Source organism: Rhodococcus sp. MT28 (assembly GCF_058792695.1).
Window position 1 is genome coordinate 1 of sequence record NZ_JBXAFD010000005.1, and the last position, 20,556, is coordinate 20,556.

A 20,556-nucleotide genomic window follows, 5' to 3' on the forward strand; every position below is an offset into this window, starting at 1 on the left:
GCGTTTGTGGGTGTGTTGGGTGTTGATCGGGTGGGGTTGGATGATGATTTCTTCGAGTTGGGTGGCAACTCCCTCATTGCGATGAAGTTGGCGTCCGAACTGAGTGCATCTGTTGGTGTCGACGTCCCAGTGCGCATGCTGTTCGGTGCATCGACAGTCGAATCCCTCTCTGCCCGAATCGAAGACACACTTCGTGGTAGCGCGCCGTCGTCGAGTCAGGCGCTCGACGTTCTATTGCCGATCCGGGATGCTGGATCGTCGGTACCGGTATTCTTCATCCACCCGATGAGCGGGCTGGCATGGAAAGCCTCCGGCCTGGTTCCTCACCTCGACGCGCAGACGCCGCTCTACGGACTGCAGGCGCCGGTGATGACGGAATCGTGGCCTCTGCCCACATCAGTCGACGCATTAGCTGAGCGGTACGTTCGCGAGATGCTGAGTGTGAATCCGAGCGGCCCGTTCCACATCGTCGGCTACTCGCTCGGCGGGTTCATCGGACACGCGTGTGCAGTTCTGTTGCGCTCGAAGGGGTTCGACGTGAAGCTGGCAATGATCGATCCTCGCGGCACTACCGAAGTCGGGGAGAACCAGGCCCGGGACAACGTCTCCGAACTGGCCGCTGGATGGGGGGTCGACGTCGGGGACACTCTGGATCTCGGTGCGTTGGGCCGGGACGAGATCCTCGCGCTCGGCCGATCACTCGATTCCCTGTCATTTCTCACGACCGAGCAACTCGGATCTCTGTACGATTTTGCGCTCTCAGCTGCCTCGATAATCGACGGGTACGTACCGCGCGTCTTCGACGGTGACGCTGTACTTCTCAGCGCCACCGTGGGAGTCGGTTCGACAATCGAACTTGCCGAGGCCTGGAAGCCTTACGTCAACGGAACCCTGGCTGAGACAACGGTCGAGAGTTCGCATCACTCGATGATGGAAACCGATCAGCTCGAGCTGATCGGTCCGCGATTGTCGGCGTTCTTCAGGAGCTGATCGGACCGTTGGAGGACGTCGGGACGAATCTGAGCGAGAAGCCGACGTTCTGCGTGTTTGTCGGGTCAGGTCCCGGGCCAGGTCGGGCAATTACCGACGTCGGTATATGCCTAGATCCGGATACATGAACCGATTCCGCTGTCGTACTCATGACTGTGTGTCAGGCATGCGTCGAGGCGTCGAACGAATCGGCGCAGCCGCAGGTTGTGCAGCAATACATGTCTAACTTCGTGCGCTCGGTAAGTGAAACAGCACACTACGACGAAGGCCACCTGTACGGACACGCTGCGTCGGGCGTGTAGCGATCAGGTGGCCTTCGAGGCAGATCAGGAGTTGATCAGATTCCGAGCGACCCGGCGATGAACGGCCACGATTTGTGCAGCTGATCCTGCCAGTAGCCCCACGAGTGGGTCCCTACCGGCTGGAAATCGACAACTGCCGGAATATTCAATTCATACAGGCGCTTGGCCATGTTCGAAGTGCAAAGGTTGGTCGCTGCTTCGATTGGGCCGCCGATGATGATCTGGTTCTCGGTGTACGCGCGACCATCGCTCAGGCGTGGGTTGAGGAAGGTGTCGTTCGGAATTCCAGGAAGTCCGTTGCCCGTGCTCATGTAGATCGGTGTCCCACGCAACTTCTCTGCGTTGACGAGCGGATCGTGTTCGACCCATCCCGGTCCGTCCAATGGTCCCCACATATTGGTGATGTCGTCGACTCCGCCGATCCATTCCGTGGTCGTCCGGACGAATGCTTGTCCGAGGGGATCGCTGGTCTGTGCGCAGCCACTGTAAGCGGCAACAGAACTGTAGAAACCGGGGTACTCGATCGCCAGGTTCAGTACCGATGTACCGGACATCGAGATGGCGGAGATGGCTTGCTTGCCGTTGCTCCCCAACTCTTCGTTCAACAACGGAGGCAATTCTTTGCCCAGGAAGGTCGACCACTTATTGCGTCCAGCCTTGGGGTCGTCTTTCTCCCAGTCCGTGTAGTACGAGAGTCGACCGCCGACAGGAGTGGCGACGTTCACGTTCTTGTCGGCAAAGAACTCGACTACGTCGGTTTGCCTCTCCCACGTAGCAGCGTCTTCCCCGCCGCCGGCACCGTTCAGTAGATACACGATCGGGCGAGGCTCGGAATTGTCAGCGGGAGTGATGACCTGGATCGGAATGACCTTGTCCATCGACGCCGCGTAAACATTGACTACGAGTTGACGGTCATTGACCTTCTCGACGGACTTGACGTAAGAGCCCGTCGACGCTGTTTCGGATGAGTCGCCACCGACGCGCGCGGGGACGGCCTGCGCGATACCTGCAGTGAACAGTGAACCGGCGACAGCCAACACGCCGATCTGCACGGTGCGTCGCCAGGTCGTAGAGTTTCGCGTCAAGACTTCTTACCTCTCGGTTGAAACGGTTCTCGGAAAAGCGACTGTCTATAGCTTCCCGATTGGATATGTCGACCGGATCGTCGGATACGTTACGGAGCGACCGATTCGGTAGGTCGAGATTTGGACACAGGCGTTAGTCCGAGGCGGCCCGCCGGTATCCCTTAATCGCCGGATACAGGAATACAGCGATCATTCCGAAGGACCATGCAAATGTTTTGAGCACGGGTACGAGAACTGGCCCACCGAGCGACATTCCTCGCATCGCTTCGACGGCCACCGACATCGGCTGCGCGGCGATCACCGGCTGCAACCAAACGGGATACGCCATCGTGGGCACAAAACCACTGTTGAAGAACATCAGCAGCGTGCAGCCGATGGAGACGATTTCTACGAGTGGAAGATTGTCGGACACCGTAGCCAGGGCCGTCACCATCACCGCAAAGCCGATACCGAACACAATCGGCAGAAGAAGCATTCCGATCGCGGCAACCGGGCCTTGGTTGAAACGGAATCCGGCGATGAAACCGACTCCGATGATCACGATCGTCGTCACGAGGACACGGACGGCTTCGGCGATCATTCGCCCGACCAACCCCGACGCGCGGTGGGCTGGAAGCGTCCAGAATCGGCTGAGCAGTCCGCTGGTCTTCTCCGTCCGAAGCCCGACAGCACTCGCAATGGAACCGAACATCGCGCCGACCAGAATGATCAGCGGAACAGTGCCGTAGATACTCGGCTGACCGGTGGCTGCACTGATCGAGTTCCCGAGTACAACTCGGAACATGATGAGAGTCAGGGCCGGGTACAACAACGCTTGGATTGCGGTGGACGGATCACGAGCCCAACTGACGAGTAGACGCCGAGCTTGAATCAGGCTGTGCGTCCACAGAGCTTTTGCAGAGTTTTCCGGAAGCGCGGCGTTAGGTTCCGGGAAGTTCAGCGTCCGGCCCCGTCGTAGCTCGTTCTGGTCGAGTGACTTGTCAGTGCTTGTCATCATGCCCGCCTTGTACTTGCCCAGTAGGCAAGGGGAGCGCAGACGACAAGCAGTCCCAACGACCACATCACAACCGGGAACATCGTGTGCGACGTGACACCGCCGTGCGCGAGATCGCGCATCGCGAAGGAGAATTGTGAGACTGGCTGATTACGCACGAAGGGGCGGATCCACTCGGGAAAGCCCGTCTCGGGAACGAAGCCGCACGAAAGCATGCCCAAGATCAGCTGGGGAAGGGTAAGGGCCTGGCTGGTTGCCTGCGGGCTCTTCGAGAGTGAGCCGATAGCGTCGGCGCCCAGCGACAAGCAGGTGCTGAACACCAAGGCCAAGCCGCAGAAGAGCGCTGCCTGGCCAACACCTTCGGTGAATCGAAAGCCGATCGCGTGTCCGTAGACGAGTGCGGCCGTCAACGACACCACTGAACGGACGAATCCGCTGCTCATCCGGGACAACAAGGGGACGGGCCCATAGACCGGCATGGTCTGCATGCGCGAGCTGAACCCGGTGATTTTCTCCCTTGCCGACATCTGCGCGGCTGAAATCGACGTGAAGGCCATGGCCTGCAACACGATGATCGGCATCAGGAACTGCGCGTAGTCGATGCCTTGGAGCTGCATCACGAACTTCAACGGCAAGTAGAAGCCCACTGTGAATATCAACGGAGCGATGACGGCTATGACCAGTTCGTAGCGTCGGATCATCGCCCGCAACGTGCGACCCGTGAGAACCCACCACTGCATTATCGCCGACGGATTCGGGCGACGGTGACGTCCTACTCGAGTGGCCGCAGGAACCGAGATTTCGCGGCGACCGGTCTTCTGCAGCGTCAGGTTCGGGGTTTGGTACTTGGCCGTAGTGGTCACGCAGGCTCACCGACCTCACCGGGTTCGGCAGCCTGAGGGCGTCCAGTCAACGAGAGGAAGACATCGTCGAGAGACGGGCGCCGCAGCGCGATGTCGGCAAGCGGAATTCTCGCGTGGTCGAGGCGGCGCAAGGCCTCGGCAAGCGTCGCGGATCCACGGGGTGCCGGGATCGCGATCTTTCCGTTGTCCTTGGCAATATTGAAACGAAAGTCCGGCGGAAGTAGGTTGCCCAGAGCGTTGGCTGCCGGACCGAGCAACTCGGAGGACATCGGAACGATTTCGCAGAAGCTAGCTCCGGTACGGGCCTTGAGCTGATCTGCGGTTCCTTCGGCGATGACCGATCCCTTGTCGATCACAATGATGTTGTCGCTGAGAAGGTCGGCTTCCTCGAGGTACTGCGTGGTCAGCAGAACCGTGATGCCTTGTTCTTTCAGGGTTTGGACGAGATTCCACACGCTCTGACGGCTGCGCGGATCCAATCCGGTGGTCGGTTCGTCGAGAAACACGACTTCGGGGCGAACGACGAGCCCGCACGCGATGTCGATGCGACGACGCATACCGCCCGAGTAGTTTGCCACGGTGCGAGCGCCGGCCTCGACTAGGTCGAACTCTTCCAAGAGGTCAACGGCCCGTTGCTTCGCCGATGCACGATCCAAGCCCATCAACTGTGCAAAAAGTTCGATGTTCTCGCGGCCGGTCAGTGCGTTGTCGAGTGCAGCGAACTGCCCCGTCATCATGATCGAACGACGAACCTCCGGGGCATTTCGTACCGCGTCGTATCCGGCGATCGTCGCGCGTCCGCTGTCGGGACGGATCAGCGTCGACAGCACCTTGACCGTGGTGGTCTTGCCTGCCCCGTTGGGTCCCAGAATGCCGAGAACCGAACCTTTGGGGGCCTGAAAGTTGATACCGCGCAGAGCGTGCACATCCTTGAAGGACTTGTGAACGTCCTCCACGACTACCGCCGCGTCCGTCGATAAGGGCATCAATTCTCCGCTGTCTACATGGATGTTCGGGCCGAGCTGTGCTTGGACAGGGCTTCTCGGCCATGTCCTTTCTCGAGCAAGCCGTAGCCCGAGCCGGAGTCACTGGTAAGGGTCCCAGTGGTTGCGGGAACCTTGTACGTCTATCTCCGGATGCACAGTGGATGTTACCGGAGGGACAACCTCGGTCCGGCCTTCGCGCGGTGCGGAGTGATGCAAATGTGCAGCTTGGCGAGAAGCCGAGGTCAGGTCGACCGACGGGAATGTGCGATATCGCACAGTGTCCGGTGCCTGGCCTGATTTCGGATCGCCGACAGGTGTGAACTGTAGTTCGCGCGTGCTGAGTGCTCGTCGAGTATGACGAGTTCGTACTCGATCGACGGGCACCCCTGACTCGATCATCAAGTCGACTCACTCTGGCGAGGTAGCCTACTGCTCATGGATATCGGCACGTTGTCAGTGGTGGTTCCCGTGTACAACGAGGAGGATTACATCGCCGGGTGTTTGGAGTCCCTCTCTCGTCAAGGGGACGAAATACTCGAGATAATTGTTGTCGACAACAATTCCACCGACCGCACCCCTGAAATCGTGCGTTCTTTCGAGCAGCGGGATTCTCGAGTCCGATATCTTGTCGAACCGCGTCAAGGCGTTGTTCATGCTCGTAATGCCGGGTTCGACATCGCAGTGGGTGAATTCATCGGTAGGGTCGATGCGGATTCGCGTGTCGCACCAGGATGGGCGCGAGCGGTTCGAAGTTCCTTCGCTTCTCATGATCTTGATGCCGTTACCGGTTTCTCGTTGTTTTACGAGTCACCGTTTTCAGGGCTTCAGCGAGCAGCGGTGAACAAAGCCGAGGCCCGTGGCGATTTCCACGGAATCAAACCTGCGCACGCACTGACTGGTTCGAATATGGCGATTCGGGCGACGTCGTGGCGCTCGATCCGCGACAAGGTCAGTGATCGCACCGACATTCACGAAGACGTGGATCTGTCGCTGTGCCTGGTGAAGGCAGGGATGCAGTTCGGCACTGACCTGGACATGCGGAGCGAAATCTCCGGCCGAAGGGGAGAGACTGGACCCATCGAGTTTCTGTCATACAACAAGGCTTCGGTGACAACGCTCGAGTATCACCAGGCTATGACTGCACGACTACGTTTGATGATTCTCAAGTCGTCAATTCTGCATGCTCTGTTGTGGCCGGCGTACCGAATGTACGACCGGCAAACCGATCGGCTGTCATGGCGGAAACTGCTGTCGGGTTCCGGAGCCCGCACTATGCCCGTGGATTCGTGAGAGTCGGCTACATCCTGTCCAGATTCAAGGTCTTGTACAACCTCTCGATACCGCTGTAGTCCTGCACGAACAGGTTGTTGCGCCGTCCCGATTCGATTTCGTCGAGCATCTTCTGTCCGCCGGTTACGGCTTCGATCTCCATGATTGCTCGCCACGCGCCGAAGTCGGTCCCGCTGAAGGCGCGCATGGCGCCCTCGAAGCCTTCCAACAGATAGCTGCGATCTCCACGACCCAGGGAATCCCAGACCAGCACGGCCAATTCCCCGGCAATCGAGGCATGGCAGTACTCGTCGCGAGCGTGCAGCCGGATTGTCGCGCGGTTGATCGACTGCACGCCCGGGTCGTCCGAGATCAGGTCGAGGTATGCGGTGATCGACACCTCGGCGACGGTCATGAACGCCAACTGTGTCAGGGCAATCTTGCGAGGCCCCTCGGCTGCGTCGAGGGCTTGCGCCCGCGTGTGGACCGTCAGGACGTCTGGCAGTGCCTTGGCCGGCAGCCCCCAGCCCCTGCCTCGACGGGTCGCTGAACTGGCATTGAAGTGCATGAGCGTGTGATATTGCTCGTCGACCATCGCCTGATTGACCGCCACTGCAGCCCAATCTCCGAGACCGACGTTAAGTCGGTCTTCGGCGAGAACGTCGAAGCCGGGATTGACGACGTACTTCTCGATGTCCATGACGTTCTTGTTGAACGCGATCCATGCCCAGGCTTGCAGGCGTTGCTTCTGCTCGGGGCTCAATGCCAGGTAGGTCGGATGCTCCGCGAACGGGAGAAGTGCTTCGGGGTAGTCGGACAGCGACGAATCGAAGAGATCGTCCAGTTCCGGTTCCGCCTTCTTCACGGTTGCCCGGCGCGCCCAATTGCTCGCAAGGCGGCGGACGATTGCACTCTCGACCGGATCGGAGGCGTCGTACTCCGGGAGGCTGGGCGGACTCACTCCAGGTCTCATCGTGCCCTACTCTCTGTGCCCTTCGGCGATCTCTCTGTGCCCTTCGGCAATGCGATCGAACAAGCTCTGGCACTCCGCGTTCAATTCGCCTGAGCGATTGTCGAGCGCTGCGTCGGCGGTTTTCATCAGCGTCGTGAAGTCGCCGAGGGTTTCGGCCGCCCTGTCCACCTGTGCGGTGGCATCGAACAGTGCTTTTCGTGTCGCACCTGCATACGGATTGCCCGCTTGCACGTCCCAGTACACCTCCGGCTCGCCGCTGGCTACACGCGCCAGGAGCGCGAGCAAGGTCCGATGCGGGGGAGGGGCGACCGCGAGGAGTTCGTCCGCGGAAACTCGGAGTTCAGCCAGGGCAACGCCGAAAGCCAGCACCGACGCGTGTGTCAGAACCTGGGTGGCCGCAGCCAACCGGTCGTGACGATCGGCGTCCATCACCGCGACCGACGCGCCCCACGAGCGCACGATGTCGAGGAATCTGTCGGACTGCGGACCGCCGACGTACGGCACTGCGATGGCGGCCCGACCGCGTGGCCCGAGCGACGGACGGAACATGGGGTTGAGTCCGAGGAATTCCCCTTCTCGGCCGGCGTCGGCGATTGCTGCGTCCATCCGCGATTTGACCGACAGCGTGTCCACAACGAGAGCGCCGGATGTCCGAAGGCTCGGTAGTGCGGCTAGAGCGACCTGTTCGGGAACCGCGAGCACGATGATGCGCGAGGACTCCACGTGCGCGAGGACTTGCTCACTGGGTTTCGTGATGTCTCCGACGACTACATCTCCGTCGGGATCGCTGCCTGCTGGGTCGACGACGGTGACGGTCGACCCCCCGGCGCGAAGCAGTTCGACGAACATGGATCCGACGGCACCCAGCCCGCCGACAACCGTCGCTGTGCCTGATGACGCCGTCATGGCTGGATCTACCCGCCGTACTCGAGGACCCGCGAGGACACCGCGTCGAGCGCACGGAGCAGCGTGGACGCCTTGACCGTGGTCTCGTCGAATTCTTCTTCCGGATCGGACAACGCTGTGATGGCACCGCCGATTCCGAAGGTCACGCCGCTCTCGGTACAGACCAGCGACCGGATCACGATCGAGAGGTCCGCGGCGCCACCGAGCGCGAAGTACCCGATCGATCCCGAGTAGACCCCACGAGGGCCGGATTCGAGGCGGTCGATGATCTCCATCGTCCGTACCTTCGGAGCGCCGGTCATCGATCCACCGGGGAACGCGGCACGCACACAGTCCACCGCCGACGACCCCGGACTCAGATGTCCGCGCACCGTCGACACCATTTGGTGAACGGACGAGTACGACTCGATCGCGAACAGCCTCGGAACGTGGACACTTCCCGGAACGCAGACCTTGGTGAGGTCGTTGCGAGTGAGGTCCACGATCATCAGGTTCTCGGCGCGGTCCTTCTCGCTGTCGAGCAGGTCCTGCCGTAGGGCAGCGTCACGCGCTCGGGTGACGCCGCGCGGGCGGGTCCCTTTGATCGGCTTGGACTCGACGTTGCCGGCCGAGTCGACACGAAGGAACCGCTCAGGCGAGGCCGAGACCACCGAGATGCCGGTGAAGTCGAGAAGTGCGCTGTACGGCGTCGGATTGATCGAGCGCAGATACTCGAACGCCTGCTGTGCATCGATCGTCTCGTCGACGCTCGCCATGTTGGTCAGACACACCTCGTAGGACTCACCTGCCCGGATCTCCGAGAGGGCCGTTCCGATCAACGACAGGTACTGATCGCGATCATGCCGCAGGCGAGCCTGCGTCCAGACGGTGTCGCTGATCAGCGGAACCGGGGTGCGTTCCGGAAGGTCCGCGCCGATCCGCGCCAAGGTGTCGACGGTCGATTCGAGCCAATCGTCATAGCCGGCGTCCCGGACTTTCTCGCGCAATCTCAAAACGTGAGTGCGGCCCGCGGTGTGATCGATGACGACGGCGCGATCGGCAAACACCAGAGCGGCATCAGGAGTGGGTGCCGGATGGACTGCCCTTCCTCCGGTCTGTGCTTTCAGTTCGTAGCCGAGGTAGCCCACGTAGCCGAGGTTGAAGTCGAGTTCCGGATGTGAGGGCACGAAGCGTGTCGCGAGTTGTGCGTCCAAGTAATCGAAGAATGGAACTCGAATGTGCTCGTCGGACAGGCCTTTTCGGCTGACAGTCAGTACCTCGGCTTGCACGTCGTACGTGATGAACTCGGCCAGCGGCCCCGACGAATCGCCGAGAATCGAAAAGCGCGCACTCGGCTCTGCGGTTGCCGCGCGGTCCAGCCAGAACGCGTTCGGGCCGTCGGCGAACAGTGCTGCATAGGCCGCCGACGGGTCCACTGCAAAATCGAGAGTCACGTCGTCGACGTCGTAGTTGATCGCCGGCCGCAGGTCGGGTGTTTGCGGAGCAGGTTCGGGTCGGATCACCGAATCCAGAGTGCGTCCGACGGACAGATCGCGGAAGTTCGCGAGCAAATCTATGCCGAACTCGGTACTGATGGACTCCGGATGGAACTGAACGCCCCACATCGGCTTGGTCCGGTGCCGGACACCCATGAGCAGTCCGTCGGACGTCCACGCGGTACGAACGAAGGCGTTCGGCAGATTCTCGACGGTCAACGAGTGGTAGCGAACAGCTCGGAACGGCGACGGAAGTCCGGCAAAGATGCCCGAGCCGTCGTGATCGATCAGCGAAATTCGGCCGTGCATCGGGACGGGCGCAACCACCACGTCCGCGCCGAACAACTCGCACAGGCCCTGGTGGCCGAGACAGACACCGAGAAGTGGGAGAGGCGCTTCTTCGATGAAACGGCGGCTGATTCCGAAATCACGGTCGCGATCCGGCCGGCCGGGACCTGGGGAGATGACCACGTTGTCGTACGACGCGAGATCGAGGGAATCCCAATCCGCGTCGTTGCGGACCACGGTCGGCACAACCCCGTTGACCTCGGTCAACAGGGTGAACAGGTTGTAGGTGAACGAGTCGTAATTGTCCACCAGAAGGGTGCGGGAACTCATGTCGATGATCCTGATCTCGGTCCGACGGATTCCCGAACAGTGTCCTCCTCCTCAACAGGTGCGTTGATCACCAGGTCTTCGAGTCGACAGGTCTCGGCAATCATCAGCTCGTACAGGGCGTTGAAGAAGTCGGGGGAGAGGTCGTGTCTACGGGCGAATTCACGCGCCCGCTCCTGCACGAGGCGGACGCGGCCGGGTTGCATCATCGGAACCTCGCGTGAGCGCTTCCACTCGCCGATGCGCAGGCAGAGTTCCAGCCGCTGCCGCACCGTCTCGAGAAGTAGAGCGTCGATGGCGTCGAGGTCGCGCCGGAAGCTGTCCAATCCCTCGGCCTCGTCCGGATACGACGAGGTCTGCGTGCCTGCTTCGGAACTCGTTGTGGTCAAGAACTCTTCCACGAGGCCTCCCGGTGCTCGGCGTGACGCGAGGTCGACAATGTGGTGCCCGGAACGCAACCCACCTCCGGACACCGGCACCCCGACCGACCATCGCCGTTCGGGGAGGTGTTCCACGATCGTCATTCGCCGAAACCTGCGGTGGTGCCTAATTCTGCGAAACCTGTTTGGCGGGCGAATCAGGTTGCGATGCAGGCGGGTTCGTGAGTGCCTACTTGGGGGAGACCCAGGTGGTGATTTCGGCGTGGACTACTTCCTTGCCGCCACGGTCGAAGATCGAGATGGGAACGAGAAGTTCCGTGCCACTCTCGATCGCCGCGAAGTCCGGCAAAGTCTCGAGTCGGGCGACCGCCCGCAGGCCGGTCTCGGCCTTGGCGAGGTAGTCGACCTTCATGGACTTGGGGATCCAGCGGTGCGAGTTCGGAACCGTCGCTTCGCTCAGCATGCCCATTGCGACCTCCGCGAGATTGCATGCTGCGATCGCGTGAAAAGTGCCGAGATGGTTGTGGACGCCCCACCATTTGGGGGAGCGGACCTCGCAGAGCCCTGGTTCCAACTTGGTCACCCGGGGGAGAACAGAGGCGAAATAGGGCACGCGAATGGACATCGCCGCCGAGAAAACTGCATGTCCGAGGGCGTTGTCCGGCAATTTCTGCCATCCGCGATAGGTAGGGCTGGAGGTAGTCATAGGCGTATCTTACTTCTGAGTAAGGTTGTTGTCGCGCAGCTCACTCGGAAAAGGCAGTTCGGGGGAGTTGAGGATTTGGGCCAGGTACGGCATACTGGTCGGGTTGCCTTGTCCGGGACGCGGTCGATTGCGGCCGTGATCGGGTAAGGGTAAGACGTCACAGACGATCGATCGCAGATCCCGTCAGGGTAATCGGGTCAACGACTGTGACCATGCAAGACGAGAAGTAATGCAGGACGGAAGCAGTACCTACTTTGTGTTCGACATCGAACACGTCCGGTACGCATCACGCGCCAGATAATCGAAAGATTGTCCGGCGCAGGATGAGTGAGAAGGCGACACGCCCGACCGCGTGTACCGGAGAACAATGACAAACGAACAGCGGCAGCAGATCCTGATCTCGATCCGAATCTCGGTACTCCCGAGAACTTGGACTTGGTCCCGATCGCTTCAGTGTTCGTCGTGTCATCGTCCAGGCAAGGACTGTGCAGACGAGGTAGCTCGAGCCTGACCAGGCGGGCTACGAAACGCGGCAAGAAAAGGACACTAAGCGTGGCGGGACAAAAGATCCGCATCAGGCTCAAGGCCTACGACCACGAGGCGATCGACGCGTCAGCGCGCAAGATCGTCGAGACGGTAACCCGTACGGGTGCCCGCGTCGTTGGACCTGTGCCGTTGCCGACCGAGAAGAACGTATATTGCGTCATCCGCTCGCCGCACAAGTACAAGGACTCGCGCGAGCACTTCGAGATGCGTACTCACAAGCGGCTGATCGACATTCTCGACCCGACGCCGAAGACGGTTGACGCGCTCATGCGCATCGACCTTCCGGCCAGTGTCGACGTGAACATTCAGTGACGGCGGAGACAAAAACAATGACTGATACCAAGATCAAGGGAATCCTGGGCACCAAGCTCGGCATGACCCAGGTCTTCGACGAGAACAACCGGGTTGTCCCGGTCACCGTCGTGAAGGCTGGGCCGAACGTCGTAACCCAGATCCGTACCGAAGAGCGTGACGGCTACAGCGCCGTTCAGCTCGCGTTCGGCGCCATCGACCCGCGCAAGGTGAACAAGCCGACTTCCGGCCAGTTCACCAAGGCTGGTGTGACCCCGCGTCGCCACGTAGTGGAGCTCCGCGTTGCGGACACCTCCGACTACGAGGTCGGCCAGGAGCTCACCGCCGAGGTCTTCGAGGACGGCGCATACGTCGACGTCACCGGAACCAGCAAGGGCAAGGGCTTCGCCGGAACCATGAAGCGTCACGGCTTCAAGGGACAGGGCGCGTCGCACGGTACCCAGGCTGTTCACCGCCGCCCGGGCTCCATCGGTGGCTGTGCAACTCCCGGCCGCGTGTTCAAGGGCATGCGCATGTCCGGACGCATGGGTAGCGACCGCATCACGACGCAGAACCTCTCGGTCCACAAGGTGGATGCAGAGAACGGCCTGCTGCTGATCAAGGGTGCGATCCCCGGCCGCAAGGGCGGCCTCGTGATCGTCAAGAGTGCAGTGAAGGGTGGTGCACGGGCATGACCAGCACCGAGACCAAGTTGACCCTGGACGTCAAGGTCGCCGGCGGCAAGACCAACGGCACCGTCGATCTCCCCGCTGAGATCTTCGACGCTCCGGCCAACATCGCGCTTCTCCATCAGGTTGTCGTCGCGCAGCTCGCAGCTGCTCGTCAGGGAACCCACTCCACCAAGACCCGCGGCGACGTCCGCGGCGGTGGCAAGAAGCCGTACCGCCAGAAGGGCACCGGCCGCGCACGCCAGGGCTCGACTCGCGCACCGCAGTTCGTCGGCGGCGGAACCGTTCACGGCCCGCAGCCGCGTGACTACAGCCAGCGCACCCCCAAGAAGATGAAGGCAGCCGCTCTTCGCGGAGCCCTCTCTGACCGCGCACGCAACGAGCGCATCCACGTCATCACCGAACTGGTTGCAGGGCAGACGCCTTCGACCAAGGGCGCAATCGCGTTCCTCGGCGAGATTTCGGATCGCAAGAAGCTGCTGCTCGTCGTGGGTCGCCAGGATGTAGCCGCTTGGAAGAGCGTGCAGAACCTGGAAGGCGTGCATCCCATTGCACCCGACCAGCTCAACACCTACGACGTGCTCAATGCAGACGATGTCGTGTTCAGCGTCGAGGCACTCAACGCGTTCATCCACGGGCCCGCAGAGAGCGCTCAGAACAAGGAGGACGCCAAGTGAGCACCATCGCTGACCCCCGCGACATCCTGCTCGCTCCGGTCATCTCCGAGAAGTCCTACGGACTGATCGAGGAAGGCACCTACACCTTCCTGGTGCACCCGGACTCGAACAAGACGCAGATCAAGATTGCCGTCGAGAAGGTCTTCGGCGTCAAGGTGACCAGCGTCAACACCGCCAACCGTCAGGGCAAGCGTAAGCGGACCCGATTCGGTTACGGCAAGCGCAAGGACACCAAGCGCGCGCTCGTGACCCTGTCCGCTGACAGCAAGCCCATCGAGATCTTCGGAGGACCGGTCGCGTAAGCGCCGGGACTTGACGAGACATAGAGGACGAGAAGACTCATGGCAATCCGTAAGTACAAGCCGACAACACCGGGCCGTCGTGGCTCGAGCGTCTCGGACTTCGCCGAGATCACTCGGTCGACCCCCGAGAAGTCGCTGGTTCGCCCGCTGCACGGTCGCGGTGGACGTAACGCACACGGTCGTATCACCACCCGTCACAAGGGTGGCGGACACAAGCGTGCATACCGACTGATCGATTTCCGTCGCAACGACAAGGACGGCATCCCGGCAAAGGTCGCTCACATCGAGTACGACCCCAACCGCACAGCAAACATCGCACTCCTGCATTACGCAGACGGTGAGAAGCGCTACATCATCGCCCCCAAGGGCCTGGTGCAGGGTTCACCGGTCGAGTCCGGTGCAGGCGCCGACATCAAGCCGGGCAACAACCTGCCGCTGCGCAACATCCCGACTGGTACCACCATCCACGGTGTGGAACTGCGTCCCGGCGGCGGAGCCAAGATGGCTCGTTCCGCAGGCGCCAGTATCCAGCTCCTCGGTAAGGAAGGCAGCTACGCCACGCTGCGTATGCCTTCCGGTGAAATCCGTCGCGTCGACGTGCGCTGCCGCGCATCCGTCGGCGAGGTCGGCAACGCCGAGCAGTCGAACATCAACTGGGGCAAGGCCGGCCGTATGCGTTGGAAGGGCAAGCGCCCGACCGTTCGTGGTGTCGTGATGAACCCGGTCGACCACCCGCACGGTGGCGGCGAGGGCAAGACCTCAGGTGGACGCCACCCGGTCAGCCCGTGGGGTAAGCCTGAAGGCCGTACCCGCAAGAACAAGGCAAGCGACAAGATGATCGTCCGTCGCCGCCGCACCGGCAAGAACAAGCGCTAGGAGGGAGTGAAGGATGCCACGCAGCCTTAAGAAGGGCCCGTTCGTCGATGACCACCTCCTCGCGAAGGTGGATGTACAGAACGAAAAGGGAACCAAGCAGGTCATCAAGACCTGGTCCCGTCGTTCGACAATCATCCCGGACTTCATCGGCCACACGTTTGCAGTTCACGACGGCCGCAAGCACGTCCCCGTGTTCGTTTCCGACTCCATGGTCGGACACAAGCTCGGAGAGTTTGCACCGACCCGCACGTTCAAGGGTCACATCAAGGATGATCGGAAGGCGAAGAGGCGATGAGCAACACCGAAACCGCCAACCCGACTGCCAAGGCTGTAGCGAAGCACGTTCGCGTTACGCCGATGAAGGCACGTCGAGTTGTGGACCTGGTCCGCGGGCGCTCGGTTGAAGACGCCCTGAACATCCTGAAGTTCGCGCCGCAGGCAGCGAGCGAGCCGGTCGCCAAGGTGATCGCCTCCGCAGCAGCCAACGCCGAGAACAACCTCGACCTCGACCCCAGCACGCTTGTCGTTGCTACGGCGTTCGTGGACGAGGGCGCGACCCTCAAGCGGTTCCAGCCGCGTGCACAGGGACGTGCGTTCCGTATTCGCAAGCGCACCAGTCACATCACCGTGATCGTGGAGAGCCTGCCGAAGACCGGAACATCGACCCGTAATCGCCGGAAGGGAAGTGCTCAGTAGTGGGCCAGAAAATCAACCCGCACGGCTTCCGTCTCGGCATCACCACCGACTGGAAGTCTCGCTGGTACGCAGACAAGCAGTACGCGGAGTACGTCAAGGAAGACGTCGCGATCCGTAAGCTCCTCGCCACCGGCATGGAGCGCGCAGGAATCGCGAAGGTCGAAATCGAGCGCACCCGTGACCGTGTTCGCGTGGACATCCACACTGCACGTCCGGGCATCGTCATCGGCCGCCGCGGCGCCGAAGCCGATCGCATCCGCTCCGAGCTCGAGAAGCTGACCGGCAAGCAGGTTCAGCTGAACATCCTCGAGGTCAAGAACGCAGAAGCTGAAGCACAGCTCGTCGCACAGGGTGTGGCCGAGCAGCTCTCGAACCGCGTTGCCTTCCGTCGTGCAATGCGCAAGGCCATCCAGTCGGCCATGCGTCAGCCCAACGTCAAGGGAATCCGCGTTCAGTGCTCCGGTCGTCTCGGCGGCGCCGAGATGTCCCGGTCGGAGTTCTACCGCGAAGGCCGTGTGCCGCTGCACACGCTTCGTGCGGACATCGACTACGGCCTCTACGAGGCCAAGACCACCTTCGGTCGCATCGGCGTCAAGGTCTGGATCTACAAGGGCGACATCGTCGGTGGCAAGCGTGAGCTCGCCGCCAACACGGCCGCACCGGCCGGGGATCGCCCGCGTCGTGAGCGTCCGAGCCGTCCGCGTCGTTCCGGTGCCACCGGTACCACTGCGACCAGCACCGAGGCCGGCCGCGCAGCGACCGCAACCGCCGATGCTCCCGCAACTGAACAGAATCAGGAGGGCTGACGCATGTTGATCCCACGGCGGGTCAAGCACCGCAAGCAGCACCACCCGAGCCGTTCGGGTGCCGCCAAGGGCGGTACCCAGGTGACCTTCGGTGACTACGGCATCCAGGCTCTCGAGCCTGCCTACATCACCAACCGGCAGATCGAGTCCGCTCGTATCGCCATGACTCGGCACATCAAGCGTGGCGGCAAGATCTGGATCAACATCTTCCCGGATCGCCCCCTCACGAAGAAGCCGGCCGAAACCCGAATGGGTTCCGGTAAGGGTTCGCCCGAGTGGTGGATTGCCAACGTCAAGCCCGGACGCGTTCTGTTCGAGATGACATACCCCAACGAGGAGATTGCTCGTGAGGCCCTGCGCCGCGCGATGCACAAGCTCCCGTGCAAGTGCCGGATCGTGACCAGAGAGGAGCAGTTCTGATGGCTACTGGAACCCCAGCAGCAGAGCTCCGCGAGCTCAGTGAAGACGAGCTGGTCACCCGGCTCCGTGAGTCGAAGGAAGAGCTTTTCAACCTTCGTTTCCAGATGGCTACCGGCCAGATGGACAACAACCGACGACTGCGCACCGTTCGTCACGAGATCGCGCGCATCTACACCGTCCTGCGTGAGCGTGAGCTCGGACTCGCTGTGGGTCCGGATGCAGGTGACGCGGCATGAGTGAGGAAAAAGCAGTGAGCACAGAAGAGCGCGCGAGCCGTAAGGTCCGTGTCGGATACGTCGTGTCCGACAAGATGGAAAAGACGATCGTGGTCGAGCTCGAAGACCGCGTCAAGCACAAGCTCTACGGCAAGATCATCCGCCGTACGACCAAGGTGAAGGCGCACGACGAGAACGGCGTTGCCGGCGTCGGCGACCGCGTTCAGCTGATGGAAACCCGTCCGCTGTCCGCGACGAAGCACTGGCGTCTGGTCGAGGTCCTCGAAAAGGCCAAGTAAGCCTGATCGAATCCTCGAGCTGATCGAGTATCACCGAATGGCCCGCTTCCCCTTGGGGGAGTGGGCCATTCGGCTTTCCGGGGGCTTTCGGGGCTTTCCGGGCGAAGGGTTCGAGTTGCGTCGAGTACGGCTGATTTGGTATTCGGCGAACCCTTCCCTACAATAGAACGGTTGCCTGTGGCAGAGGTGTGTCTTCACGTGCGCAGCTCGAACGGTGCTTGCAGTGATCGTCTCCCGACGTCAGTCGGTGGGACTGCAGCTCAGACACGACGCAGGTGGCAACAATGACCGCGCGCACCGGGTCGGTAATCCGTTGCGCACGAAATTCCAGGTCTAGGGAGATCAAGTGATTCAGCAGGAGTCGCGAGTTCGCGTCGCTGATAACACGGGTGCCAAGGAAATCCTTTGCATCCGCGTTCTCGGCGGTTCGTCACGTCGCTACGCCGGGATCGGTGACGTCATCGTCGCCACCGTCAAGGACGCAATCCCCGGTGGAAACATCAAGAAGGGTGAGGTCGTCAAGGCCGTCATCGTTCGCACGACCAAGGAGCGCCGTCGTCCGGACGGTTCCTACATCAAGTTCGACGAGAACGCTGCAGTGCTCATCAAGGCTGACAGTGATCCCCGTGGAACCCGCATCTTCGGACCCGTCGGCCGTGAGCTGCGCGAGAAGAAGTTCATGAAGATCGTTTCGCTTGCCCCGGAGGTGCTGTGATGAAGGTGCACAAGGGTGACACCGTTCTGGTCATCGCCGGCAAGGACAAGGGCGCGAAGGGCAAGGTCATTCAGGCCTACCCCGCGACCGACAAGGTCCTCGTCGAAGGCGTGAACCGAATCAAGAAGCACACCGCGGTTTCCGCGAACGAGCGCGGAGCATCCTCCGGCGGCATCGTCACGCAGGAAGCCCCGATCCACGTTTCCAACGTTGCAGTCGTCGACTCGGACGGAAACCCCACCCGCGTGGGCTACCGCACCGACGAAGAGTCCGGCAAGCGCGTTCGGATTTCCCGGAAGAACGGGAAGGACATCTGACATGACCTCCACCGAAAACAAGGTCCAGCCGCGCCTCAAGGCACGCTACCGCGCTGAGATCAAGGACGCGCTCAACAGCGAGTTCGACTACTCGAACGTCATGCAGATCCCCGGCGTCGTCAAGGTTGTCGTCAACATGGGCGTCGGCGACGCCGCCCGTGACGCCAAGCTGATCAACGGCGCTGTCCATGACCTGTCGCTGATCACGGGCCAGAAGCCCGAGATCCGCAAGGCACGTAAGTCCATCGCGCAGTTCAAGCTCCGCGAAGGTATGCCCATCGGTGCACGCGTCACCCTCCGTGGTGACCGCATGTGGGAGTTCCTGGACCGCCTCGTGTCTGTCGCTCTGCCCCGTATCCGCGACTTCCGCGGTCTCTCGGGCAACCAGTTCGACGGCAACGGCAACTACACGTTCGGCCTCAACGAGCAGTCGATGTTCCACGAGATCGACGTGGACAAGATCGATCGCCCCCGCGGCATGGACATCACCGTCGTGACCACCGCAACCAACAACGAAGAAGGCCGTGCACTGCTCAAGCACCTCGGCTTCCCGTTCAAGGAGAACTGAGCGCATGGCTAAGAAGGCATTGGTCAACAAGGCCAACAAGAAGCCCAAGTTCGCGGTTCGCGCCTACACCCGCTGCCAGCGGTGCGGTCGCCCGCACTCGGTGTTCCGCAAGTTCGGCTTGTGCCGTATCTGCGTTCGCGAGATGGCTCACGCCGGCGAGCTTCCCGGAGTTCGCAAGAGCTCTTGGTGATCTGAGGCCCTTGGGCTTCGTCACACCACGCATGTGAATGGGCGTGGGTTCCTTTGGAACCCACGCCCATTCGTGGTTTTCATCGAGATGTGAATCGTGCCGATCCTGAAAAGAACTGCCCCGCTGCGACTCTGGTTGAAAGCGATCATCGTTCGTCGGTGTCGTTCTTCGGTGCCGAACGAGCAGTTCAGATTTCGGGGTGCGTCGATAGCTTCCCGATCGCATCCTTCGGGCGGCAGTGGGGGAGGCGACATGGGATCCCGGTGGACACCTGCGCCAAAGTTCCCTACACTAGAGCGGTTGCCGTGGCTGACGCATGCGTTCAGCTCGGTGCGGTAACTTACGCCGTCTGACACAAGTCGGACGGCCCAGCCGAATTGCTGGAGGCCCACGATCGGATTCGTCCGGTGTTGCATGGGAACCACAGCGAGAAAGGTGTCGAGGTCGACCTATGACCATGACTGACCCCATCGCAGACTTCTTGACGCGTCTGCGCAACGCCAACACGGCGTACCACGATGAGGTGAAGCTTCCCCACTCGAAGATCAAGGCGAACATCGCCGAGATCCTCAAGCGCGAGGGCTACATCTCCGATTTCCGTACCGAAGACGCAGAGGTCGGCAAGACCCTCATCGTCGATCTGAAGTACGGTCCCAGCCGCGAGCGTAGCCTCGCCGGCGTGCGTCGCGTTTCCAAGCCCGGTCTCCGGGTTTACGCGAAGTCCACCAACCTGCCCAAGGTCCTCGGAGGCCTCGGCGTGGCCATCATCTCCACGTCGTCCGGTCTGCTCACCGATCGCCAGGCGGCCAATCAAGGAGTAGGCGGGGAAGTCCTCGCCTACGTCTGGTAAGGGAGGCCACCACAATGTCGCGTATTGGAAAGATTCCGGTCACCGTCCCCGCGGGCGTTGACGTCACGATCAGCGGCCAGGATGTCACCGTCAAGGGTCCCAAGGGCACCCTCGCGCTGACCATCTCCGAGCCCATCGCAATCGAAAAGGCAGAGGACGGCTCGCTGAGCGTCACGCGCCCCGACGACGAGCGTCGTAGCCGCGCGCTGCACGGTCTGTCGCGGACCCTGGTTGCGAACATCATCACCGGTGTCACCGAGGGTTACACGAAGAAGATGGAGATCCACGGTGTTGGTTACCGTGTGGCACTGAAGGGCAAGGACCTCGAGTTCGCGCTCGGCTTCAGCCACCCGGTGCCGATCGAGGCTCCTGAAGGCATCACCTTCGTCGTCGAGTCGCCCACCCGGTTCTCGGTGTCCGGCATCGACAAGCAGAAGGTCGGGCAGATCTCGGCCAACATCCGTCGTCTCCGTCGTCCGGACCCGTACAAGGGTAAGGGCGTGCGTTACGAGGGTGAGCAGATCCGCCGCAAGGTCGGAAAGACGGGTAAGTGAT

28 protein-coding genes are annotated in these 20,556 nt (G+C 61.5%); 19 read left to right on the forward strand and 9 right to left on the reverse strand.

Features of this window, described 5'->3' with window-relative positions; genetic code table 11:
• Positions 1-990 (forward strand): alpha/beta fold hydrolase (locus AC1Q6C_RS19715; RefSeq protein ID WP_492666738.1); only part of this gene is annotated, 990 nt, incomplete at its 5' end.
• Positions 991-1,327: 337 nt separating this feature from the next.
• Here the strand turns inward: AC1Q6C_RS19715 and AC1Q6C_RS19720 are convergent.
• From AC1Q6C_RS19720 to AC1Q6C_RS19735, 4 genes are all read right to left on the reverse strand, one after another.
• Entirely contained in the window at positions 1,328-2,377 is a 1,050-nt protein-coding gene (locus AC1Q6C_RS19720) for an alpha/beta hydrolase (RefSeq protein WP_230359667.1), read from the reverse strand.
• 133 nt (positions 2,378-2,510) lie between these two features.
• Positions 2,511-3,374 carry an ABC transporter permease gene (locus tag AC1Q6C_RS19725; RefSeq protein ID WP_019747544.1) on the reverse strand — a complete coding sequence of 288 codons (864 nt, stop codon included), beginning with the start codon at positions 3,372-3,374 and terminating at the stop codon, positions 2,511-2,513.
• Positions 3,371-4,201 carry an ABC transporter permease gene (locus AC1Q6C_RS19730; RefSeq protein ID WP_051119122.1) on the reverse strand — a complete coding sequence of 277 codons (831 nt, stop codon included), beginning with the start codon at positions 4,199-4,201 and terminating at the stop codon, positions 3,371-3,373. Before AC1Q6C_RS19730 ends, AC1Q6C_RS19725 begins: the two co-directional genes overlap by 4 nt.
• Positions 4,202-4,230: 29 nt before the next feature.
• Positions 4,231-5,220: an ATP-binding cassette domain-containing protein gene (locus AC1Q6C_RS19735; protein WP_230359669.1), complete on the reverse strand. Its 990-nt coding sequence runs from the start codon at positions 5,218-5,220 to the stop codon at positions 4,231-4,233.
• A 435-nt stretch (positions 5,221-5,655) separates the two neighbouring features.
• Between AC1Q6C_RS19735 and AC1Q6C_RS19740 the strand changes: the two genes are divergently transcribed.
• Positions 5,656-6,510, forward strand: coding sequence for a glycosyltransferase family 2 protein (locus AC1Q6C_RS19740; protein WP_218680618.1), 855 nt, complete (start codon positions 5,656-5,658; stop codon positions 6,508-6,510).
• Between the two features lie 7 nt (positions 6,511-6,517).
• On the opposite strand, the gene AC1Q6C_RS19745 is transcribed toward AC1Q6C_RS19740, so the two are convergent.
• The 5 genes from AC1Q6C_RS19745 to AC1Q6C_RS19765 all read right to left on the reverse strand — a co-directional run bounded on the left by AC1Q6C_RS19745 (position 6,518) and on the right by AC1Q6C_RS19765 (position 11,544).
• Positions 6,518-7,462, reverse strand: coding sequence for a diiron oxygenase (locus AC1Q6C_RS19745; protein WP_230359670.1), 945 nt, complete (start codon positions 7,460-7,462; stop codon positions 6,518-6,520).
• Between the two features lie 6 nt (positions 7,463-7,468).
• Positions 7,469-8,368 carry a prephenate dehydrogenase dimerization domain-containing protein gene (locus AC1Q6C_RS19750; protein WP_492666739.1) on the reverse strand — a complete coding sequence of 300 codons (900 nt, stop codon included), beginning with the start codon at positions 8,366-8,368 and terminating at the stop codon, positions 7,469-7,471.
• 8 nt (positions 8,369-8,376) lie between these two features.
• Entirely contained in the window at positions 8,377-10,461 is a 2,085-nt protein-coding gene (gene pabB / locus AC1Q6C_RS19755; RefSeq protein WP_003940870.1) for an aminodeoxychorismate synthase component I, read from the reverse strand.
• Positions 10,458-10,982 (reverse strand): chorismate mutase family protein, encoded by a 525-nt coding sequence (locus tag AC1Q6C_RS19760; RefSeq protein WP_019747551.1) that lies wholly within the window; start codon positions 10,980-10,982, stop codon positions 10,458-10,460. The genes pabB and AC1Q6C_RS19760 overlap by 4 nt, the downstream gene beginning before the upstream one ends.
• Positions 10,983-11,067: 85 nt before the next feature.
• The gene (locus tag AC1Q6C_RS19765) at positions 11,068-11,544 is read right to left on the reverse strand and encodes a hotdog fold domain-containing protein (RefSeq protein WP_003940943.1); all 477 of its coding nucleotides are present in this window, start codon (positions 11,542-11,544) and stop codon (positions 11,068-11,070) included.
• 552 nt (positions 11,545-12,096) lie between these two features.
• Here AC1Q6C_RS19765 and rpsJ point away from each other — a divergent pair.
• From rpsJ to rplF, 17 genes are all read left to right on the forward strand, one after another.
• The gene (gene rpsJ / locus AC1Q6C_RS19770; protein WP_003938093.1) at positions 12,097-12,402 is read left to right on the forward strand and encodes a 30S ribosomal protein S10; all 306 of its coding nucleotides are present in this window, start codon (positions 12,097-12,099) and stop codon (positions 12,400-12,402) included.
• A gap of 17 nt (positions 12,403-12,419) precedes the next feature.
• Positions 12,420-13,076: a 50S ribosomal protein L3 gene (gene rplC / locus AC1Q6C_RS19775; protein WP_003940826.1), complete on the forward strand. Its 657-nt coding sequence runs from the start codon at positions 12,420-12,422 to the stop codon at positions 13,074-13,076.
• The gene (rplD, locus tag AC1Q6C_RS19780; RefSeq protein ID WP_003940723.1) at positions 13,073-13,747 is read left to right on the forward strand and encodes a 50S ribosomal protein L4; all 675 of its coding nucleotides are present in this window, start codon (positions 13,073-13,075) and stop codon (positions 13,745-13,747) included. Before rplC ends, rplD begins: the two co-directional genes overlap by 4 nt.
• A complete protein-coding gene (gene rplW, locus AC1Q6C_RS19785) occupies positions 13,744-14,049 on the forward strand; it encodes a 50S ribosomal protein L23 (protein WP_003940990.1) in 306 nt (101 codons plus the stop codon). Before rplD ends, rplW begins: the two co-directional genes overlap by 4 nt.
• 39 nt (positions 14,050-14,088) lie before the next feature.
• The gene (rplB, locus tag AC1Q6C_RS19790) at positions 14,089-14,925 is read left to right on the forward strand and encodes a 50S ribosomal protein L2 (RefSeq protein ID WP_003940895.1); all 837 of its coding nucleotides are present in this window, start codon (positions 14,089-14,091) and stop codon (positions 14,923-14,925) included.
• A 13-nt stretch (positions 14,926-14,938) separates the two neighbouring features.
• Positions 14,939-15,220 (forward strand): 30S ribosomal protein S19, encoded by a 282-nt coding sequence (gene rpsS / locus AC1Q6C_RS19795; RefSeq protein ID WP_003940820.1) that lies wholly within the window; start codon positions 14,939-14,941, stop codon positions 15,218-15,220.
• Positions 15,217-15,621: a 50S ribosomal protein L22 gene (rplV, locus tag AC1Q6C_RS19800; RefSeq protein WP_003940717.1), complete on the forward strand. Its 405-nt coding sequence runs from the start codon at positions 15,217-15,219 to the stop codon at positions 15,619-15,621. The genes rpsS and rplV overlap by 4 nt, the downstream gene beginning before the upstream one ends.
• Positions 15,621-16,427: a 30S ribosomal protein S3 gene (rpsC, locus tag AC1Q6C_RS19805; protein WP_003941003.1), complete on the forward strand. Its 807-nt coding sequence runs from the start codon at positions 15,621-15,623 to the stop codon at positions 16,425-16,427. Before rplV ends, rpsC begins: the two co-directional genes overlap by 1 nt.
• A 3-nt stretch (positions 16,428-16,430) precedes the next feature.
• On the forward strand, positions 16,431-16,847 hold the full coding sequence (gene rplP, locus AC1Q6C_RS19810; RefSeq protein ID WP_003940899.1) for a 50S ribosomal protein L16: 417 nt from the start codon (positions 16,431-16,433) through the stop codon (positions 16,845-16,847).
• A complete protein-coding gene (gene rpmC / locus AC1Q6C_RS19815; RefSeq protein WP_003940734.1) occupies positions 16,847-17,083 on the forward strand; it encodes a 50S ribosomal protein L29 in 237 nt (78 codons plus the stop codon). Before rplP ends, rpmC begins: the two co-directional genes overlap by 1 nt.
• Positions 17,080-17,361 carry a 30S ribosomal protein S17 gene (gene rpsQ, locus AC1Q6C_RS19820; protein WP_003941020.1) on the forward strand — a complete coding sequence of 94 codons (282 nt, stop codon included), beginning with the start codon at positions 17,080-17,082 and terminating at the stop codon, positions 17,359-17,361. Before rpmC ends, rpsQ begins: the two co-directional genes overlap by 4 nt.
• Positions 17,362-17,707: 346 nt before the next feature.
• Positions 17,708-18,076, forward strand: a complete 369-nt coding sequence (rplN, locus tag AC1Q6C_RS19825; protein ID WP_003940951.1) for a 50S ribosomal protein L14 — start codon at positions 17,708-17,710, stop codon at positions 18,074-18,076.
• Positions 18,076-18,393, forward strand: a complete 318-nt coding sequence (rplX, locus tag AC1Q6C_RS19830; RefSeq protein ID WP_003941019.1) for a 50S ribosomal protein L24 — start codon at positions 18,076-18,078, stop codon at positions 18,391-18,393. The genes rplN and rplX overlap by 1 nt, the downstream gene beginning before the upstream one ends.
• A gap of 1 nt (position 18,394) precedes the next feature.
• Positions 18,395-18,961 (forward strand): 50S ribosomal protein L5, encoded by a 567-nt coding sequence (rplE, locus tag AC1Q6C_RS19835; RefSeq protein ID WP_003940924.1) that lies wholly within the window; start codon positions 18,395-18,397, stop codon positions 18,959-18,961.
• A gap of 4 nt (positions 18,962-18,965) precedes the next feature.
• Positions 18,966-19,151: a type Z 30S ribosomal protein S14 gene (locus AC1Q6C_RS19840; RefSeq protein WP_003940698.1), complete on the forward strand. Its 186-nt coding sequence runs from the start codon at positions 18,966-18,968 to the stop codon at positions 19,149-19,151.
• A gap of 451 nt (positions 19,152-19,602) precedes the next feature.
• Positions 19,603-20,001, forward strand: a complete 399-nt coding sequence (rpsH, locus tag AC1Q6C_RS19845; RefSeq protein WP_003940873.1) for a 30S ribosomal protein S8 — start codon at positions 19,603-19,605, stop codon at positions 19,999-20,001.
• A 14-nt stretch (positions 20,002-20,015) separates the two neighbouring features.
• On the forward strand, positions 20,016-20,555 hold the full coding sequence (gene rplF, locus AC1Q6C_RS19850; protein ID WP_003940970.1) for a 50S ribosomal protein L6: 540 nt from the start codon (positions 20,016-20,018) through the stop codon (positions 20,553-20,555).
• The last annotated feature ends 1 nt before the right edge of the window (position 20,556 follow it).

What these genes read in the sequence shown, in the direction of transcription:
- AC1Q6C_RS19725 (WP_019747544.1), bottom strand. Translation starts at nt 3,374, where the DNA reads ATGATGACAAGCACTGACAAGTCACTCGACCAGAACGAGCTACGACGG.
- AC1Q6C_RS19735 (WP_230359669.1), bottom strand. Translation starts at nt 5,220, where the DNA reads ATGCCCTTATCGACGGACGCGGCGGTAGTCGTGGAGGACGTTCACAAG.
- AC1Q6C_RS19740 (WP_218680618.1), top strand. Translation starts at nt 5,656, where the DNA reads ATGGATATCGGCACGTTGTCAGTGGTGGTTCCCGTGTACAACGAGGAG.
- AC1Q6C_RS19745 (WP_230359670.1), bottom strand. Translation starts at nt 7,462, where the DNA reads ATGAGACCTGGAGTGAGTCCGCCCAGCCTCCCGGAGTACGACGCCTCC.
- AC1Q6C_RS19750 (WP_492666739.1), bottom strand. Translation starts at nt 8,368, where the DNA reads ATGACGGCGTCATCAGGCACAGCGACGGTTGTCGGCGGGCTGGGTGCC.
- pabB (WP_003940870.1), bottom strand. Translation starts at nt 10,461, where the DNA reads ATGAGTTCCCGCACCCTTCTGGTGGACAATTACGACTCGTTCACCTAC.
- AC1Q6C_RS19760 (WP_019747551.1), bottom strand. Translation starts at nt 10,982, where the DNA reads ATGACGATCGTGGAACACCTCCCCGAACGGCGATGGTCGGTCGGGGTG.
- AC1Q6C_RS19765 (WP_003940943.1), bottom strand. Translation starts at nt 11,544, where the DNA reads ATGACTACCTCCAGCCCTACCTATCGCGGATGGCAGAAATTGCCGGAC.
- rplC (WP_003940826.1), top strand. Translation starts at nt 12,420, where the DNA reads ATGACTGATACCAAGATCAAGGGAATCCTGGGCACCAAGCTCGGCATG.
- rplD (WP_003940723.1), top strand. Translation starts at nt 13,073, where the DNA reads ATGACCAGCACCGAGACCAAGTTGACCCTGGACGTCAAGGTCGCCGGC.
- rplB (WP_003940895.1), top strand. Translation starts at nt 14,089, where the DNA reads ATGGCAATCCGTAAGTACAAGCCGACAACACCGGGCCGTCGTGGCTCG.
- rpsS (WP_003940820.1), top strand. Translation starts at nt 14,939, where the DNA reads ATGCCACGCAGCCTTAAGAAGGGCCCGTTCGTCGATGACCACCTCCTC.
- rplV (WP_003940717.1), top strand. Translation starts at nt 15,217, where the DNA reads ATGAGCAACACCGAAACCGCCAACCCGACTGCCAAGGCTGTAGCGAAG.
- rplP (WP_003940899.1), top strand. Translation starts at nt 16,431, where the DNA reads ATGTTGATCCCACGGCGGGTCAAGCACCGCAAGCAGCACCACCCGAGC.
- rpmC (WP_003940734.1), top strand. Translation starts at nt 16,847, where the DNA reads ATGGCTACTGGAACCCCAGCAGCAGAGCTCCGCGAGCTCAGTGAAGAC.
- rpsQ (WP_003941020.1), top strand. Translation starts at nt 17,080, where the DNA reads ATGAGTGAGGAAAAAGCAGTGAGCACAGAAGAGCGCGCGAGCCGTAAG.
- rplX (WP_003941019.1), top strand. Translation starts at nt 18,076, where the DNA reads ATGAAGGTGCACAAGGGTGACACCGTTCTGGTCATCGCCGGCAAGGAC.
- rplE (WP_003940924.1), top strand. Translation starts at nt 18,395, where the DNA reads ATGACCTCCACCGAAAACAAGGTCCAGCCGCGCCTCAAGGCACGCTAC.
- AC1Q6C_RS19840 (WP_003940698.1), top strand. Translation starts at nt 18,966, where the DNA reads ATGGCTAAGAAGGCATTGGTCAACAAGGCCAACAAGAAGCCCAAGTTC.
- rpsH (WP_003940873.1), top strand. Translation starts at nt 19,603, where the DNA reads ATGACCATGACTGACCCCATCGCAGACTTCTTGACGCGTCTGCGCAAC.
- rplF (WP_003940970.1), top strand. Translation starts at nt 20,016, where the DNA reads ATGTCGCGTATTGGAAAGATTCCGGTCACCGTCCCCGCGGGCGTTGAC.